Genomic DNA, 13478 nt, shown 5'->3' with positions numbered 1-13478 from the left:
ACAGTAGTGTGTTCCGTTCGGCTTGCTGTAATCCTTTTTACTCAATCTGCGACCGTCGGCGCAACAACGCCGACAATCTCGGCGGTTTCAACCTCACTGCACCGCCAGCACCTTGCAGCCCTTGCGTGTCACATCAATGCGCGAGTAGCGCGCCGGTGCCAGCCCTTCGATCTGCTCCAGGCAGGCCAGCGCATCGTGCAGCGGCAGGTCGACCAACTGCTGGGTATCACGCTCCCACCAGCGCGAGGCGAGCAAGCGTTCGATCACGTCTTCGGGATAACGGTAGCGGATCACCTTGGCCGGGAAACCCGCGACCACGGCGTAGGGCGGCACATCCTGGGTGACCAGCGCGCGGGTGGCGATGATCGAGCCGGTACCGACCTCGACCCCCTCCATGATCATCGCGCCCTGCCCTATCCAGACGTCATGGCCTACCCGCGCGGGTTTTCTCGGCTGGTCGTACTGCCATTGGGTATCGGTGAACTGGAACGGATGGGTGCTGAGCCAGTCGCTGGGGTGGGCGTGCTTTTCCTGGCCGATGACCACGGCGCTGCCGATCGAGCAATAGCGGCCGATCGACGCCACGACATCCAGCGAACCGTCGCTGCGCATGTAGGTATGGGCGCCGATCGACACCTCGTAGGTGGCCACGCCGACGGCGACATCGCCGATCCGCACACCTTGCTCGAGGGTCAACCGGGCACGCTTGCCGAAGGCCGAGACCGGCGTGCTGAGTTTGCAGTCGTGCCGACGAATCCAGCGTCGCCAGTACCAGTCTTTGAGATTCATGCACCGCCCTCACGTGTAGCCGTCGTCTGGCTACCCGCTGGCAACCGGGCGCTATCCTAGCGTCTGCCGGAGGGAATACCAACGCCAGTGCAGCAGCCTTGCCAGACATGGTCTGGGCTGACTAGGCTAGTGCGTCCAGAAAAGAGACTCACCATGTCCGATTCGCGCCCCATCGCCCTCGACGACGTCGATCGTCGGCTCATCGCCCTGCTGCAGATCAACGCGCGCGAAAGCGTGGCGACCCTCGCCCGGCACCTGGGCATCGCCCGCACCACGGTCAATTCGCGCCTGGCGCGGCTGGAGAAGAGCAAGGTCATCAGCGGCTACGGCGTACGCTTGGGCCAACGCCTGCTCGGCGGTGGCCTGCAGGCCTACGTGGGGATCAAGGTGCAACCGCGGGCGGGCAAGGAAGTGGTGCGGCGCATGGGCGCCATGGGCCAGGTCCAGCAGCTGTGCGCAGTGAGTGGCGAGTTCGATTACGTGGCCTGGCTGCACAGCGATTCGCCCGAGCAACTGGACCAGTTGCTGGACCAGATCGGCAGCCTGGAAGGGGTGGAGAAGACCACCACGTCGATCATTCTCAGCAGCAAGGTCGACCGCGGCCAGCCGGGCTGACCGGCCGCGTCTTTCGCTTAGGCGTTCATGCCGTCGAGCACGGCATCGCTGAGGGCCTTGATCGCCTCGGCAGACTGCACGACGGTCATGATGTAACCGTGATGCTGTGGGTCGACATGGCGCTGGGCGTAGTCGTCGGCCATCTGCCGAATACCATCGGCCAGCAGGCTGACATGCACCAGGGCGTCGGCGGCGTCTGTGCCGGAGCGGACGAAGAACACTGGCGGGTGGCTGGAGCCACAGGTGCTGAAGGGCTGCTCGGTGGTGGGGTTCAGCTTGATGGGTGGGTCTGGAACGATTTTTTTCACAGGATTGGCCTCGGATCCACTTCAGGGTGGCCACTGCCCATGCCTTCTCACGGGAATAGGTGGCAGCCGTGCACGGAGTGAGAACCGGCGATCGTAGAGGCTTCAGATTCCGGCCAGGCGAGCCTGCCCGTGCACAACTGCCATAACAGCGTGCCTCTACGAATAACCGCCGGGTTCTCACGCCCGATCGCCGATGTGCGGCGACTCCGTGAAGTTAGCGATGAAGCAGAACCCGCGCAGCCAGACCGAGGCTATGGCGCGCGTAGGATACTTCCTTGGTTTTTGATGATCTGTAGGACAGGTCCTATCCGGGAGTACGCGGAGCCCCGGTACAGCATTGATTTGAAGGTCGCCATCGCTGCCGCCTCGCATCATTTTCAACCGGCACACATCCGCTCAGCCCACAGTATCCGCCTTCTCCAACCCTGCCCCACGCACCGTTTAACGGAAACAATCAGCAAATCTCTCCAGCGCCTCTGACCAGGAGTGCCGTATAGGCTGAGGTCGTCAGCTGCCCCTTGACGGGCGCGCTGCGCCCCCACAAACTATACGCAGATGACGTACAGAGCATGGAAGCTACCTTTATTGAATTGCCCGCTTTCGAGCGGCATCGAAAGGAAGTCCTTGATGACGAGGAGTTCCGATTACTCCAGCAGATACTGTTGACGTCGCCACATGCCGGCTGCGTGATTCCGGGCACTGGTGGCCTGCGCAAAATGCGCTTCAGCCATGCCCAGCGCCATAAGGGTAAACGAGGTGGCATCAGGGTGATCTATCACTGCTGGATGCCTGGACATCAAATCTGGTTGTTCGCGCTCTACGAAAAGGGCATGCAAGACGACCTGACCATAGCGCAGCGGCACCTGCTCAGAGCGGCGCTGGAGCGCGAGTACCTGAATAGGACGACTCATGACACGCAATCTTTTCACTGAGCTCATGGAGGGCTTCGATGCCCTCGCTGATGAGCGAGCCGGCAAGATCACCCTGCGCTCCCACAAAGTGACCTTCTGCGACCTGGCCCCATTGGCCGCCAATGAACTGCTGGAGTTGCGCCAGCGTCTGAACATGTCCCGCGCCGTGTTTGCCACCTATTTGCGGACCAATGTTCGAACACTGGAGAACTGGGAGCAGGGCCGCTCCAAACCCAACGCCCAGGCAGTGGCACTGATCCGCCTGGTCCAGAAATTTCCAGTCACGGTCGAGCATCTGGCTGCGCTGGGGTAAAGACGTCATAACTACATAAAATCTCGTCGGAATGACTAAATATAAGTCATATCGACATCAGTTCTGATCTTAATAACGACGCCAGCCCTCCCTAAAATGACCCCAGGCATTTCCTATACTCAGGCTCCGCCTCTCGCGCAGCCCCTGGCAAGGTCACCCCATGAACAACAACAATCGCCACCCCGCCGACGGTAAGAAGCCGATCACCATCTTTGGCCCGGACTTCCCCTTCGCCTTCGACGACTGGCTGGAGCACCCCGCTGGCCTGGGCAGCATCCCCGCCGAACGCCATGGCGAGGAGGTGGCGATCGTCGGTGCCGGGATCGCCGGGCTGGTGGCGGCCTACGAATTGATGAAGCTGGGCCTCAAACCGGTGGTCTACGAGGCGTCGAAGATGGGCGGCCGGCTGCGCTCTCAAGCCTTCAACGGCACCGACGGGATCATCGCCGAGCTCGGCGGGATGCGCTTTCCGGTCTCGTCCACGGCGTTCTATCACTACGTCGACAAGCTGGGCCTGGAGACCAAGCCGTTCCCCAATCCGCTGACGCCAGCCTCGCCCAGCACGGTGATCGACCTCGAGGGCCAGACCTACTACGCCGAGAAAGCCTCCGACCTGCCGGCGCTGTTCCAGGAAGTGGCCGATGCCTGGGCCGATGCGCTGGAAAGCGGGGCGCGCTTCGGCGATATCCAGCAGGCGATCCGCGACCGCGACGTGCCGCGCCTCAAGGAATTGTGGAACACCCTGGTGCCGTTGTGGGACGACCGCACCTTCTACGACTTCGTCGCCACCTCCAAGGCCTTCGCCAAACTGAGCTTCCAGCACCGCGAGGTGTTCGGCCAGGTGGGCTTCGGCACCGGTGGCTGGGACTCGGACTTCCCGAACTCGATGCTGGAAATCTTCCGCGTGGTGATGACCAACTGCGACGACCACCAGCACCTGATCGTCGGCGGCGTCGAGCAAGTGCCGCAAGGCATCTGGCGCCATGTACCGGAGCGCTGCGCCCACTGGCCGGCGGGCACCAGCCTGAGCAGCCTGCATTGCGGCGCGCCGCGCGCCGGGGTCAAGCGCATCGCCCGCGCCAGCGATGGCCGCCTGGCGGTCACCGACAACTGGGGCGACTGCCGGCATTACGCGGCCGTGCTGACCACCTGCCAGAGCTGGCTGCTGACCACCCAGATCGACTGCGAGGAGTCGCTGTTCTCGCAAAAGATGTGGATGGCCCTGGACCGCACCCGCTACATGCAGTCGTCGAAGACCTTCGTCATGGTCGACCGGCCGTTCTGGAAGGACAAGGACCCCGAGACCGGTCGCGACCTGATGAGCATGACCCTCACCGACCGGCTGACCCGCGGCACCTACCTGTTCGACAACGGCGACGACAAGCCGGGGGTGATCTGCCTTTCCTACGCGTGGATGAGCGATGCCTTGAAGATGCTCCCGCATCCGGTAGAAAAGCGCGTGCAGCTCGCGCTGGATGCCTTGAAGAAGATCTACCCGAAAACCGACATCGCCGGGCATATCATCGGCGACCCGATCACCATCTCCTGGGAAGCCGACCCGCATTTCCTCGGGGCCTTCAAGGGCGCGCTGCCGGGGCACTACCGTTACAACCAGCGGATGTACGCGCACTTCATGCAGGACCAGCTACCCAGCGAACAGCGCGGTATCTTCATCGCCGGCGACGACGTGTCGTGGACCCCGGCCTGGGTCGAGGGCGCGGTGCAGACGTCGCTGAATGCGGTGTGGGGTATCATCAGGCACATGGGTGGCAAGACCCATTCGGACAACCCCGGCCCCGGCGACGTGTTCCCTGAAATCGGGCCGATCGCCCTGGCCGACTGAGACAAGGAGGCGCCATGCGTATCGCCCTGTTCCAAGGTGCGCCCAGACCACTGGACGTGCCCGGCAACCTCGAACGCCTGCAGCATCAGGCGCAACTGGCAGCGGCGCGTGGCGCGCAGCTGCTGGTGTGCCCGGAAATGTACCTGAGCGGCTACAACATCGGCCTGACCCAGGTCGAACGCCTGGCCGAGGCCGAAGACGGGCCGTCGGCCATGGCGGTGGTGGAGATCGCCCAGGCGCACCGCATCGCCATCGTCTACGGCTACCCTGAGCGCGGCGACGACGGCGCGCTGTACAACAGCGTGCAGTTGATCGACGCGCATGGCCGCAGCCTGTGCAACTACCGCAAGACCCACCTGTTCGGCGAACTCGACCGGGCGATGTTCAGCGCCGGGGCCGACCACTTCCCGGTGGTCGAACTGGACGGCTGGAAGGTCGGCATGCTGATCTGCTACGACATCGAGTTCCCCGAGAACGCCCGGCGCCTGGCGCTGGCCGGTGCCGAGCTGATCCTGGTGCCGACGGCCAACATGACGCCCTATGACTTCGTCTGCCAGGTGACCGTGCGCTCGCGGGCGCAGGAGAACCAGTGCTACCTGGTGTACGCCAATTACTGTGGCGCAGAAGGTGAGATCCAGTACTGCGGGCAGAGCAGCATCATCGGCCCGGATGGCAGCCTGCTGGCGATGGCCGGACGCGACGAGTGCCAGTTGCTCGCCGAGCTTGAGCACGAGCGGCTGGTGCAGGGGCGTGAGGCGTTCCCTTACCTGACCGACCTGCGCCGGGAATTGCATCGGGGCTGACCCCGCGATGGGTGGCGAATACGCTAGCATGGTGGCTCACCACCGGAGCTCCCATGCCTGACGCCACCCGCCACCTGACCCTCGCCAATGGCCTGCAGCTCACCCTGCGCCATGCCCCACGCCTGAAACGCGCGGCAGCGGCATTGCGGGTGCACGCGGGCAGCCACGACGCCCCGGCAAAATGGCCTGGCCTGGCGCACTTTCTCGAACACCTGTTCTTTCTCGGCAACGAGCGTTTCCCGCAGGCCGACGGCCTGATGCGCTACGTCCAGGGCGTGGGCGGCCAGGTCAACGCCAGTACCCGCGAGCGCACCACCGAGTTCTTCTTCGAAGTCCCGCCGATGGCGTTGGCCGGTGGCCTGGAGCGCCTGTGCCAGATGCTCGCCGAGCCCGACCTGGGTATCGAGCGCCAGCGCCGCGAGCGCGAGGTGATCCATGCCGAGTTCATCGCCTGGTCACGCAACCCCGAGGCGCAGCACTCATTCAGCCTGCTGCAGACGGTGTCCGCCCGGCATCCGCTGAGTGGCTTTCACGCCGGTAACCGGCATACCTTGGCGCTGCACGACCCGGCCTTCCAGCAGGCCTTGCGCGACTTCCACACACGCTTCTACCAGGCCGGCCAGATGGTCCTGAGCCTGTGCGGCCCGCAGCCGCTGGACGCGCTTGAAGCCATCGCCAGGCAGTGCGCTGGCCTGCTCGCCTGCGGCGCGCGAATCGCCCAATCCCTGCCGCCCGCCTTGCTCGAACAGCCGCTGGTCGAACCGGCGAACGACAGCGCACGCCTCGACTTGCTGTTCGCCCACGACCATCTCCCCGAGGGCGCAGGCCAGGCACTTGAACTGCTGCTCGCGCTCCTGGCTGACAGCCGACAGGGTGGCTGGCTGGCGGCACTGCGCCAGCGTGGGTGGTTAGAACAGTTCAAGGCAGAAACCCTGCATGATTTCGCCGGGCAGTTGCTCTGGCACATCCACCTGCAACTGAGCGATGGCGCCTGTGCAAACGAGGTGCGTGCCCTGCTCGGCAGCTGGCTGAGTTTCATCCGCCAGTCAGACGCTGACGCACTGAACCATCAGTTCGGCCTGTTGCAACGTCGCCGCGAGCAAGCCGCCAGTGCCTTGGAACTGGCTCGCCGGGACAGTACCGAAACCGCCTTCGACTCGCTCGACAAGCCCGGCCTCAAGGCCCTGCAAGCCCTGCTCGACAGCCTGCCGACCGGCGACCATGGCCACTGGCAACTGCCGCCGGCCGAGCCGCTGCTGCAGACTGATCTGCCCCCCAAGGGCGCAGCGCTGGCACCTGGCCTGGGCGTCAGTGCGAGCCTACCGGCGACGCGCCAGTTCGCCGCGGTTTATCTGCGCTGGTCGATTACCTCACCGCTGCGCGGCCGCTTGCACGGTGTTCTCGCCCACACCCTGCGGCCCCTGATCGAGCGGGCCGCACGCGCTTCGGTCGAGCTCGATTTCACCCAGGCTGGCGACGGTTGGCAGCTACGCTGCGCGGGGCTGCCAGCAGCGGTGATTCGCACCCTGGACGAGGCGCTGCTGCGACTGCGCACGCCGGACAGCGACAGCTGGCGTGCGCCTCCGTCGAGCGAACCGCCGCTGATACCGATCCGCGCCCTGCTCAAGGTGCTGCCTGATGTGATGAGCGTTTCACAGGCACAACCCTCACCGGCCTGTGTGCTGGATCAGGCGCTGCTCGACCCGGTGTGGCAGGCTGCCTCCTGGCAGGGTCTGGCAGTTGGCTTCGGCAGCGCGGAGCAAGCGGCCCTGGGGGCTGTGCTGGACGCGGGATCGTGGGGCCAGGTTGCGCCCGCCTCGCAACCCAAGGCCGCCAGCCCGGGTCGGCGTTGGGTGCATGTGGAGACGGGGGGCAGCGAACATGCGCTGCTGCTGTTCTGCCCGCTGCCCGCCCCACTGCAAGGCGCCGGGCGGCTGCTCGCGCAGCTGTTGCAGGGGCCGGTGTATCAACGTTTACGGGTGGAACTGCAGCTGGGCTACGCAGTGTTCAGTGCCTTTCGTCAGATAGAGGGGATCGGCGGCCTGCTGTTCGGCGTGCAATCCCCCCACGCCAATCCGGCGCAGATCCTCGGCCATCTGCTCGATCTGCTCAGGGCCGGCGTCAGCCTTGACCGCCCCGCCCGCCAGGCCTTGGCCGACGCGCTCGAGGAAAGCGCCATGCCCAACGCCGAGGTCGCGCACTGGGCATGGCAGACCTATTTGGGCGCAGAACCCGCCGACCTCGCTGGCCTGCAGTGGTCTATCCTCAACACCGAGCAAGCGCAGCTGGATGAGCTGCTGCACGCGCTGCTCGACGCCGAGCAGGGTGTGTTGTGCCTGGCCAACAGCGCGGCGCCAAGCGAGCAATGGCACTGATTGTTACCTGTTCTGCAACGGCGCATTTCAAAGAATTAACCTTTTAGTACAAAAATTTCTTGTAAGATAACGCTATCCCAGCCAAGGGAACCTCCTCGCCGAGGCGGTACCCTAACCCATAGCTGACAACCCCCAAGACCCATCCCGAAGGAGCAATCCCATGTGGACCAAACCTGCTTACACTGACCTGCGTATCGGCTTTGAAGTGACCATGTACTTCGCCAGCCGCTAAGCCCTGCTTGCGGTTCGACGCCTCGGTCCGCCGGGGCGTCTTTGTTTTTGCAGCTGGTTTTTCCGACTAGGCTGGTTTTTCGATCAGGCTGGTTTTTCCGATAGAGAGTGGCCATGTACATCCAGATCCTCGGATCCGCCGCCGGCGGTGGGTTCCCGCAGTGGAACTGCAACTGCGTCAACTGCAAGGGTTACCGTGACGGCTCAATGCGTGCCACGGCGCGCACCCAGTCATCGATCGCCCTGTCCGACGACGGCGAGCACTGGGTCCTGTGCAACGCCTCGCCGGATATCCGCGCGCAGCTGCAAGCCTTCGCCCCGATGCAACCGGCACGCGCCCTGCGCGACACCGGCATCAACGCGATCGTCCTGCTCGACAGCCAGATCGACCACACCACCGGCCTGCTCAGCCTGCGCGAAGGCTGCCCGCATCAGGTCTGGTGCACCGACATGGTCCACCAGGACCTGACCACCGGCTTCCCGCTGTTCAACATGCTCAGCCACTGGAACGGCGGCCTGGTGTGGAACCGCATCGAGCTCGAAGGCAGCTTCGTCATCGACGCCTGCCCCAACCTCAGGTTCACCCCCTTCCCGCTGCGCAGTGCCGCGCCGCCCTACTCGCCGCACCGCTTCGACCCCCACCCGGGCGACAACCTCGGCCTGCTGGTCGAAGACCTGCGCACCGGCGGCAAGCTGTTCTACGCGCCGGGCCTGGGCCAGGTCGATGCCAAGCTGCTGGAGATGATGCACGGCGCCGACTGCCTGCTGGTCGACGGCACGCTGTGGGAGGATGATGAAATGCAACGGCGTGGCGTCGGCACCCGCACCGGTCGCGAGATGGGCCACCTGGCGCAGAATGGCCCGGGCGGCATGCTCGAGGTGCTGGATGGCTTTGACCGCCAACGCAAGGTGCTTATCCACATCAACAACACCAACCCGATTCTCGATGAAGACTCGCTCGAGCGCGCCGAAGTCGAGCGCCGCGGCGTCGAAGTGGCCTTCGACGGCATGAGCATCGAGCTGTAGGAGGCCGTGATGAGCGACGCAACGCCGATGTCCCCTGCCGAGTTCGAGCAGGCCCTGCGCGCCAAGGGCGCCTACTACCACATCCATCACCCGTACCACGTGGCGATGTATGACGGCCGCGCCAGCCGCGAACAGATCCAGGGCTGGGTCGCCAACCGCTTCTACTACCAGGTCAACATCCCCATGAAGGATGCCGCGATCCTGGCCAACTGCCCGGACCGCGAAGTGCGCCGTGAGTGGATCCAGCGCCTGCTCGACCACGACGGCGCGCCCGGCGAAGACGGCGGCATCGAGGCCTGGCTGCGGCTCGGCCAGGCGGTGGGGCTGGACCCGGACCAGCTGCGCTCGCAAGAGCTGGTGCTGCCCGGCGTGCGCTTTGCGGTCGACGCCTACGTCAACTTCGCCCGCCGTGCCAGCTGGCAAGAAGCCGCCAGCAGCTCGCTGACCGAGCTGTTTGCCCCGCAGATCCACCAGTCGCGCCTGGACAGCTGGCCGCAGCACTACCCGTGGATCGACCCGGCCGGCTACGAATACTTCCGCACCCGCCTCGGCCAGGCGCGGCGTGATGTCGAGCACGGGCTGGCGATCACCCTGCAGCACTACACCACCCGTGAAGGCCAGGAGCGCATGCTCGAGATCCTCCAGTTCAAGCTGGATATCCTCTGGAGCATGCTCGACGCCATGAGCATGGCCTACGAACTGAACCGCCCGCCTTATCACTCTGTCACCCGCGAGCGGGTCTGGCACAAGGGGATCGCCTTATGAGTTTCGACCGCCAATCAACCCCCCACTGGCGCCCCGGCTATCGTTATCAGTATGAGCCGGCGCAAAAAGGCCATGTCCTGCTGTACCCCGAGGGCATGATCAAGCTCAACGAAAGCGCCGCGCTGATCGGCGGCCTGATCGATGGCCAGCGCTCGGTCGCGGCGATCATCGCCGAGCTCTCGCTGCAGTTCCCCGATGTGCCCGAAGTCGCCGCCGACATCGAGCAGTTCATGGAGGTGGCCCGTGCCGAACACTGGATCGTCCTCACCTGAAGTGCCGGCCACGCCGCCGGTCGGCCTGCCGCTGTGGCTGCTCGCCGAACTGACCTACCGCTGCCCGCTGCAGTGCCCGTACTGCTCCAACCCGCTGGACTTCGCCGCCCAGGGCCAGGAGTTGACGACCGCGCAGTGGTTCAAGGTGATGGCCGAAGCGCGCGAGATGGGCGCAGCGCAGCTGGGCTTTTCCGGGGGCGAGCCGCTGGTGCGCCAGGACCTCGCCGAACTGATCGGCGAAGCCCGCCGGCTGGGCTACTACACCAACCTGATCACTTCCGGCATCGGCCTGACCGAAAAACGTATCGCCGAATTCAAGACGGCCGGCCTGGACCACATCCAGATCAGCTTCCAGGCCAGTGACGAGCAGGTCAACAACCTGCTCGCCGGCTCGAAGAAGGCCTTCGCGCAAAAGCTCGAGATGGCCCGCGCGGTCAAGGCCCATGGCTATCCGATGGTGCTGAACTTCGTCACCCACCGGCACAACATCGACAAGATCGACCGCATCATCGAGCTGTGCATTGCGCTGGAAGCCGACTTCGTCGAGCTCGCCACCTGCCAGTTCTATGGCTGGGCCCACCTCAACCGGCTCGGCCTGCTGCCGACCCGCGAGCAGCTGCAACGCGCCGAACGCATCACCAATGAGTACCGCGAGCGACTCAAGGCGGCGGGCAGCCCGTGCAAGCTGATCTTCGTCACCCCCGACTACTACGAAGAGCGCCCCAAGGGCTGCATGAACGGCTGGGGCAGCGTGTTCCTCACCGTCACCCCCGACGGCACCGCCCTGCCCTGCCATGGCGCGCGGCAGTTGCCGGTGCAGTTCCCCAATGTGCGCGAGCATGACCTCAAGCACATCTGGTACGACTCGTTCGGCTTCAACCGCTTTCGCGGCTACGACTGGATGCCCGAGCCATGCCGCTCGTGCGACGAGAAGGAAAAGGACTTCGGCGGCTGCCGCTGCCAGGCCTTCATGCTCACCGGCGACGCCAGCAACGCCGACCCAGTGTGTGCCAAGTCGTCCCACCACGGCATCATCCTCAAGGCGCGCGAAGAAGCCGAGCACGCCCACCTGGCCATTGAAGAGCTGACTTTCCGCAATGAGCGAAACTCCCGTGTCATCGTCCGCGGCTGACTTCAGCGCCGCCCAGGCGGTCGCCGCCGGTACCGACTTCGCCGAACTCAAGGTCGGTGCCGACGGGGTGTTCTGGAACGAATTTCGCCCGGCCGACGGCGCGTGTCGCCTGTGGCAGTGGCGCGATCGACAGGCACATTGCCTGACCCCGGATGGCTTCAGTGCCCGCAGCCGGGTGTACGAGTACGGCGGCGGCAGCTTCTGCCTTGGCGGTGACGGCCTGGTGTTCGTCAACGAGGCGGATCAGCAGGTCTACACCCAGGCGCTCGACGGCTCGGCGCCGCGCCCGCTGACCCAGGCCGAGGACTGCCGCTATGGCGATGTGCTGTGGCATGACGGCCAGGTGCTGGCCATCGAGGAGCAGCATGGCCAGCAGGTCACGCATCGGTTGGTGAGCCTTGGCGCCGCAGGGCGCGAGGTGCTGGCGCAAGGGGCTGACTTCTATGCGGCGCCGACCCTCAGCACAGACGGCCTGCGCCTGGCCTGGATCGAATGGGACCGGCCGGCTCAGCCCTGGACGCGCACCCGGCTGATGTGCCGGGTGCATGACAGCCAAGGGCAATGGGGCGCGGCGCGCTGCCTGGCGGGCGACGATGACCAGGACACGTCGCTGCAACAACCGCGCTTCGATGACCACGGTCAGCTCTACTGCCTGTCCGACCGCAATGGCTTCTGGCAGCCCTGGGGCGAACTCGACGGCCACTGGCAGGCCTTGCCTGCCGCCGCCGCGGACCATGCCGCCGCGCCTTGGCAACTGGGCGCCAGCAGCTGGATGGCGCTGGGGCCTGATCGCTACCTGGCGACCTGGTTCGAGGCAGGCTTCGCTCATCTGGGCCTGTGCACTGAAGCCGGTCAGGTACAGCGCTATGCCAGCGAGTACACGCGCTTTCGCAGCCTGGCCATGGACGACGACTGCATCTATGCGATTGCCGCCTCCCCGCTCAGCCCGCCAACGGTGATCGCCATCGATAGGCGCAGCCAGCAGATCACCCCACTGGCGGGAGGCGGCGCGCCGCTGCCGGCCGAACGGGTCAGCCGCCCGCAGCCGATTCGCTACCCCAGCGGCGCGGGCCACGCCCATGGTTTCTTCTACCCCGCCATGAGCGGTAGCGAGCCGTCGCCGCTGGTGCTGTTCATCCACGGCGGCCCGACCTCGGCCTGCTATCCGGTGCTCGACGCGCGGATCCAGTACTGGACCCAGCGCGGCTTTGCCGTGGCCGATCTCAACTACCGCGGCAGCACCGGCTACGGCCGCGACTACCGCCAGGCGCTGCACTTGCGCTGGGGTGAAAGCGACGTCGAAGACGCCTGCGCGGCGGTGGCCCACCTGGCCGGGCTGGGCCTGGTCGATGCGCACCAGGCGTTCATTCGCGGCGGCAGCGCGGGCGGCTATACCACGCTGTGCGCGCTGGCCTTCAAGGAGGTATTCCGCGCCGGTGCCAGCCTGTACGGGGTCAGCGACCCGGTGGCCTTGGCCCGTGCCACGCACAAGTTCGAAGGCGATTACCTGGACTGGCTGATCGGTGATCCAGAGCGCGATGCCGAACGCTACCGGCAGCGCACGCCGTTGCTGCATGCCGAGCAGATCAAGGTGCCGGTGATCTTCTTCCAGGGCGAGCTGGATGCGGTGGTGGTGCCCCAGCAGACCCGCGACATGCTGGCCGCATTGCAGGCCAATGGGATCGAGGCTGAAGGGCACTTCTATGCGGGCGAGCGGCATGGGTTCCGCAAGGCCGAGAACCTGGCGCATGCGCTTGAGGAAGAGTGGAAGTTCTACTGCCGGGTGTTGGGTCGGTAGCGTGTGCAGCCCCATCGCGGGCAAGCCCGCTCCTACGAGGACCGCGGTCTCTCTGTAGGAGCGGGCTTGCCGGCGAAATGGCGTCAGCGTTTGGCGATGATGTACACCGCATGCACGATGCCCGGAATATACCCCAGCAGCGTCAGCAGGATGTTCAGCCAGAACGCCCCGGCAAACCCAACCTGCAGGAACACCCCGAGCGGCGGCAGAAGAATCGCGATGATGATGCGAATGATGTCCATGCATGTGTCTCCGTCAAAGGGTTTAAACAGAGACTAGTCGCGCACGCCAGAGGTT

15 protein-coding genes are annotated in these 13478 nt (G+C 65.2%); 12 read left to right on the top strand and 3 right to left on the bottom strand.

Annotated features, from left to right (window positions below; all coding sequences use genetic code 11):
- Nucleotides 1–93: 93 nt before the first annotated feature.
- Entirely contained in the window at nt 94–789 is a 696-nt protein-coding gene (locus CCOS865_RS02790) for a CatB-related O-acetyltransferase (RefSeq protein ID WP_119137700.1), read from the bottom strand.
- A gap of 153 nt (nt 790–942) precedes the next feature.
- Between CCOS865_RS02790 and CCOS865_RS02785 the strand changes: the two genes are divergently transcribed.
- A complete protein-coding gene (locus CCOS865_RS02785) occupies nt 943–1404 on the top strand; it encodes an Lrp/AsnC family transcriptional regulator (protein WP_119137698.1) in 462 nt (153 codons plus the stop codon).
- 17 nt (nt 1405–1421) lie between these two features.
- Here the strand turns inward: CCOS865_RS02785 and CCOS865_RS02780 are convergent, their stop codons facing one another.
- The gene (locus CCOS865_RS02780; protein ID WP_119137696.1) at nt 1422–1712 is read right to left on the bottom strand and encodes a hypothetical protein; all 291 of its coding nucleotides are present in this window, start codon (nt 1710–1712) and stop codon (nt 1422–1424) included.
- A gap of 569 nt (nt 1713–2281) precedes the next feature.
- Between CCOS865_RS02780 and CCOS865_RS02775 the strand changes: the two genes are divergently transcribed.
- From CCOS865_RS02775 to CCOS865_RS02725, 11 genes are all read left to right on the top strand, one after another.
- Nucleotides 2282–2644, top strand: a complete 363-nt coding sequence (locus CCOS865_RS02775) for a toxin (protein ID WP_119137826.1) — start codon at nt 2282–2284, stop codon at nt 2642–2644.
- Nucleotides 2622–2936, top strand: a complete 315-nt coding sequence (locus CCOS865_RS02770) for a helix-turn-helix domain-containing protein (protein WP_119137694.1) — start codon at nt 2622–2624, stop codon at nt 2934–2936. The genes CCOS865_RS02775 and CCOS865_RS02770 overlap by 23 nt, the downstream gene beginning before the upstream one ends.
- A 160-nt stretch (nt 2937–3096) precedes the next feature.
- Entirely contained in the window at nt 3097–4779 is a 1683-nt protein-coding gene (locus CCOS865_RS02765) for a flavin monoamine oxidase family protein (protein ID WP_119137692.1), read from the top strand.
- A 14-nt stretch (nt 4780–4793) separates the two neighbouring features.
- Nucleotides 4794–5582 (top strand): carbon-nitrogen hydrolase family protein, encoded by a 789-nt coding sequence (locus CCOS865_RS02760; RefSeq protein WP_119137690.1) that lies wholly within the window; start codon nt 4794–4796, stop codon nt 5580–5582.
- Between the two features lie 53 nt (nt 5583–5635).
- Complete coding sequence (gene pqqF / locus CCOS865_RS02755; RefSeq protein ID WP_119137688.1) at nt 5636–7957, top strand: pyrroloquinoline quinone biosynthesis protein PqqF; 2322 nt, start codon at nt 5636–5638, stop codon at nt 7955–7957.
- A 160-nt stretch (nt 7958–8117) separates the two neighbouring features.
- Nucleotides 8118–8189 (top strand): pyrroloquinoline quinone precursor peptide PqqA, encoded by a 72-nt coding sequence (gene pqqA, locus CCOS865_RS02750; protein WP_008365141.1) that lies wholly within the window; start codon nt 8118–8120, stop codon nt 8187–8189.
- Between the two features lie 113 nt (nt 8190–8302).
- Complete coding sequence (gene pqqB / locus CCOS865_RS02745) at nt 8303–9214, top strand: pyrroloquinoline quinone biosynthesis protein PqqB (RefSeq protein WP_119137686.1); 912 nt, start codon at nt 8303–8305, stop codon at nt 9212–9214.
- A 9-nt stretch (nt 9215–9223) separates the two neighbouring features.
- Nucleotides 9224–9979 (top strand): pyrroloquinoline-quinone synthase PqqC, encoded by a 756-nt coding sequence (gene pqqC / locus CCOS865_RS02740; protein ID WP_119137684.1) that lies wholly within the window; start codon nt 9224–9226, stop codon nt 9977–9979.
- Complete coding sequence (gene pqqD, locus CCOS865_RS02735; protein WP_119137682.1) at nt 9976–10251, top strand: pyrroloquinoline quinone biosynthesis peptide chaperone PqqD; 276 nt, start codon at nt 9976–9978, stop codon at nt 10249–10251. The genes pqqC and pqqD overlap by 4 nt, the downstream gene beginning before the upstream one ends.
- Nucleotides 10223–11383 carry a pyrroloquinoline quinone biosynthesis protein PqqE gene (gene pqqE, locus CCOS865_RS02730; RefSeq protein ID WP_119137680.1) on the top strand — a complete coding sequence of 387 codons (1161 nt, stop codon included), beginning with the start codon at nt 10223–10225 and terminating at the stop codon, nt 11381–11383. The genes pqqD and pqqE overlap by 29 nt, the downstream gene beginning before the upstream one ends.
- Entirely contained in the window at nt 11349–13181 is a 1833-nt protein-coding gene (locus CCOS865_RS02725; protein WP_119137678.1) for a S9 family peptidase, read from the top strand. Before pqqE ends, CCOS865_RS02725 begins: the two co-directional genes overlap by 35 nt.
- An 83-nt stretch (nt 13182–13264) precedes the next feature.
- Here the strand turns inward: CCOS865_RS02725 and CCOS865_RS02720 are convergent, their stop codons facing one another.
- Nucleotides 13265–13423 carry a YqaE/Pmp3 family membrane protein gene (locus tag CCOS865_RS02720; protein WP_092400858.1) on the bottom strand — a complete coding sequence of 53 codons (159 nt, stop codon included), beginning with the start codon at nt 13421–13423 and terminating at the stop codon, nt 13265–13267.
- Between the last annotated feature and the right edge of the window lie 55 nt (nt 13424–13478).

The sequence above is a fragment of the Pseudomonas reidholzensis genome (assembly GCF_900536025.1).
Lineage (GTDB): Bacteria > Pseudomonadota > Gammaproteobacteria > Pseudomonadales > Pseudomonadaceae > Aquipseudomonas > Aquipseudomonas reidholzensis.
The sequence above is the reverse complement of the archived record's forward strand: the minus strand, read 5'-3'. Positions and strand labels throughout refer to the sequence as shown.

Bases quoted from the DNA above. Each gene is read 5' to 3' on its own strand.
- CCOS865_RS02790 (WP_119137700.1), bottom strand. From the start codon at position 789: ATGAATCTCAAAGACTGGTACTGGCGACGCTGGATTCGTCGGCACGAC.
- CCOS865_RS02785 (WP_119137698.1), top strand. From the start codon at position 943: ATGTCCGATTCGCGCCCCATCGCCCTCGACGACGTCGATCGTCGGCTC.
- CCOS865_RS02775 (WP_119137826.1), top strand. From the start codon at position 2,282: ATGGAAGCTACCTTTATTGAATTGCCCGCTTTCGAGCGGCATCGAAAG.
- CCOS865_RS02770 (WP_119137694.1), top strand. From the start codon at position 2,622: ATGACACGCAATCTTTTCACTGAGCTCATGGAGGGCTTCGATGCCCTC.
- CCOS865_RS02765 (WP_119137692.1), top strand. From the start codon at position 3,097: ATGAACAACAACAATCGCCACCCCGCCGACGGTAAGAAGCCGATCACC.
- CCOS865_RS02760 (WP_119137690.1), top strand. From the start codon at position 4,794: ATGCGTATCGCCCTGTTCCAAGGTGCGCCCAGACCACTGGACGTGCCC.
- pqqF (WP_119137688.1), top strand. From the start codon at position 5,636: ATGCCTGACGCCACCCGCCACCTGACCCTCGCCAATGGCCTGCAGCTC.
- pqqB (WP_119137686.1), top strand. From the start codon at position 8,303: ATGTACATCCAGATCCTCGGATCCGCCGCCGGCGGTGGGTTCCCGCAG.
- pqqC (WP_119137684.1), top strand. From the start codon at position 9,224: ATGAGCGACGCAACGCCGATGTCCCCTGCCGAGTTCGAGCAGGCCCTG.
- pqqD (WP_119137682.1), top strand. From the start codon at position 9,976: ATGAGTTTCGACCGCCAATCAACCCCCCACTGGCGCCCCGGCTATCGT.
- CCOS865_RS02725 (WP_119137678.1), top strand. From the start codon at position 11,349: ATGAGCGAAACTCCCGTGTCATCGTCCGCGGCTGACTTCAGCGCCGCC.
- CCOS865_RS02720 (WP_092400858.1), bottom strand. From the start codon at position 13,423: ATGGACATCATTCGCATCATCATCGCGATTCTTCTGCCGCCGCTCGGG.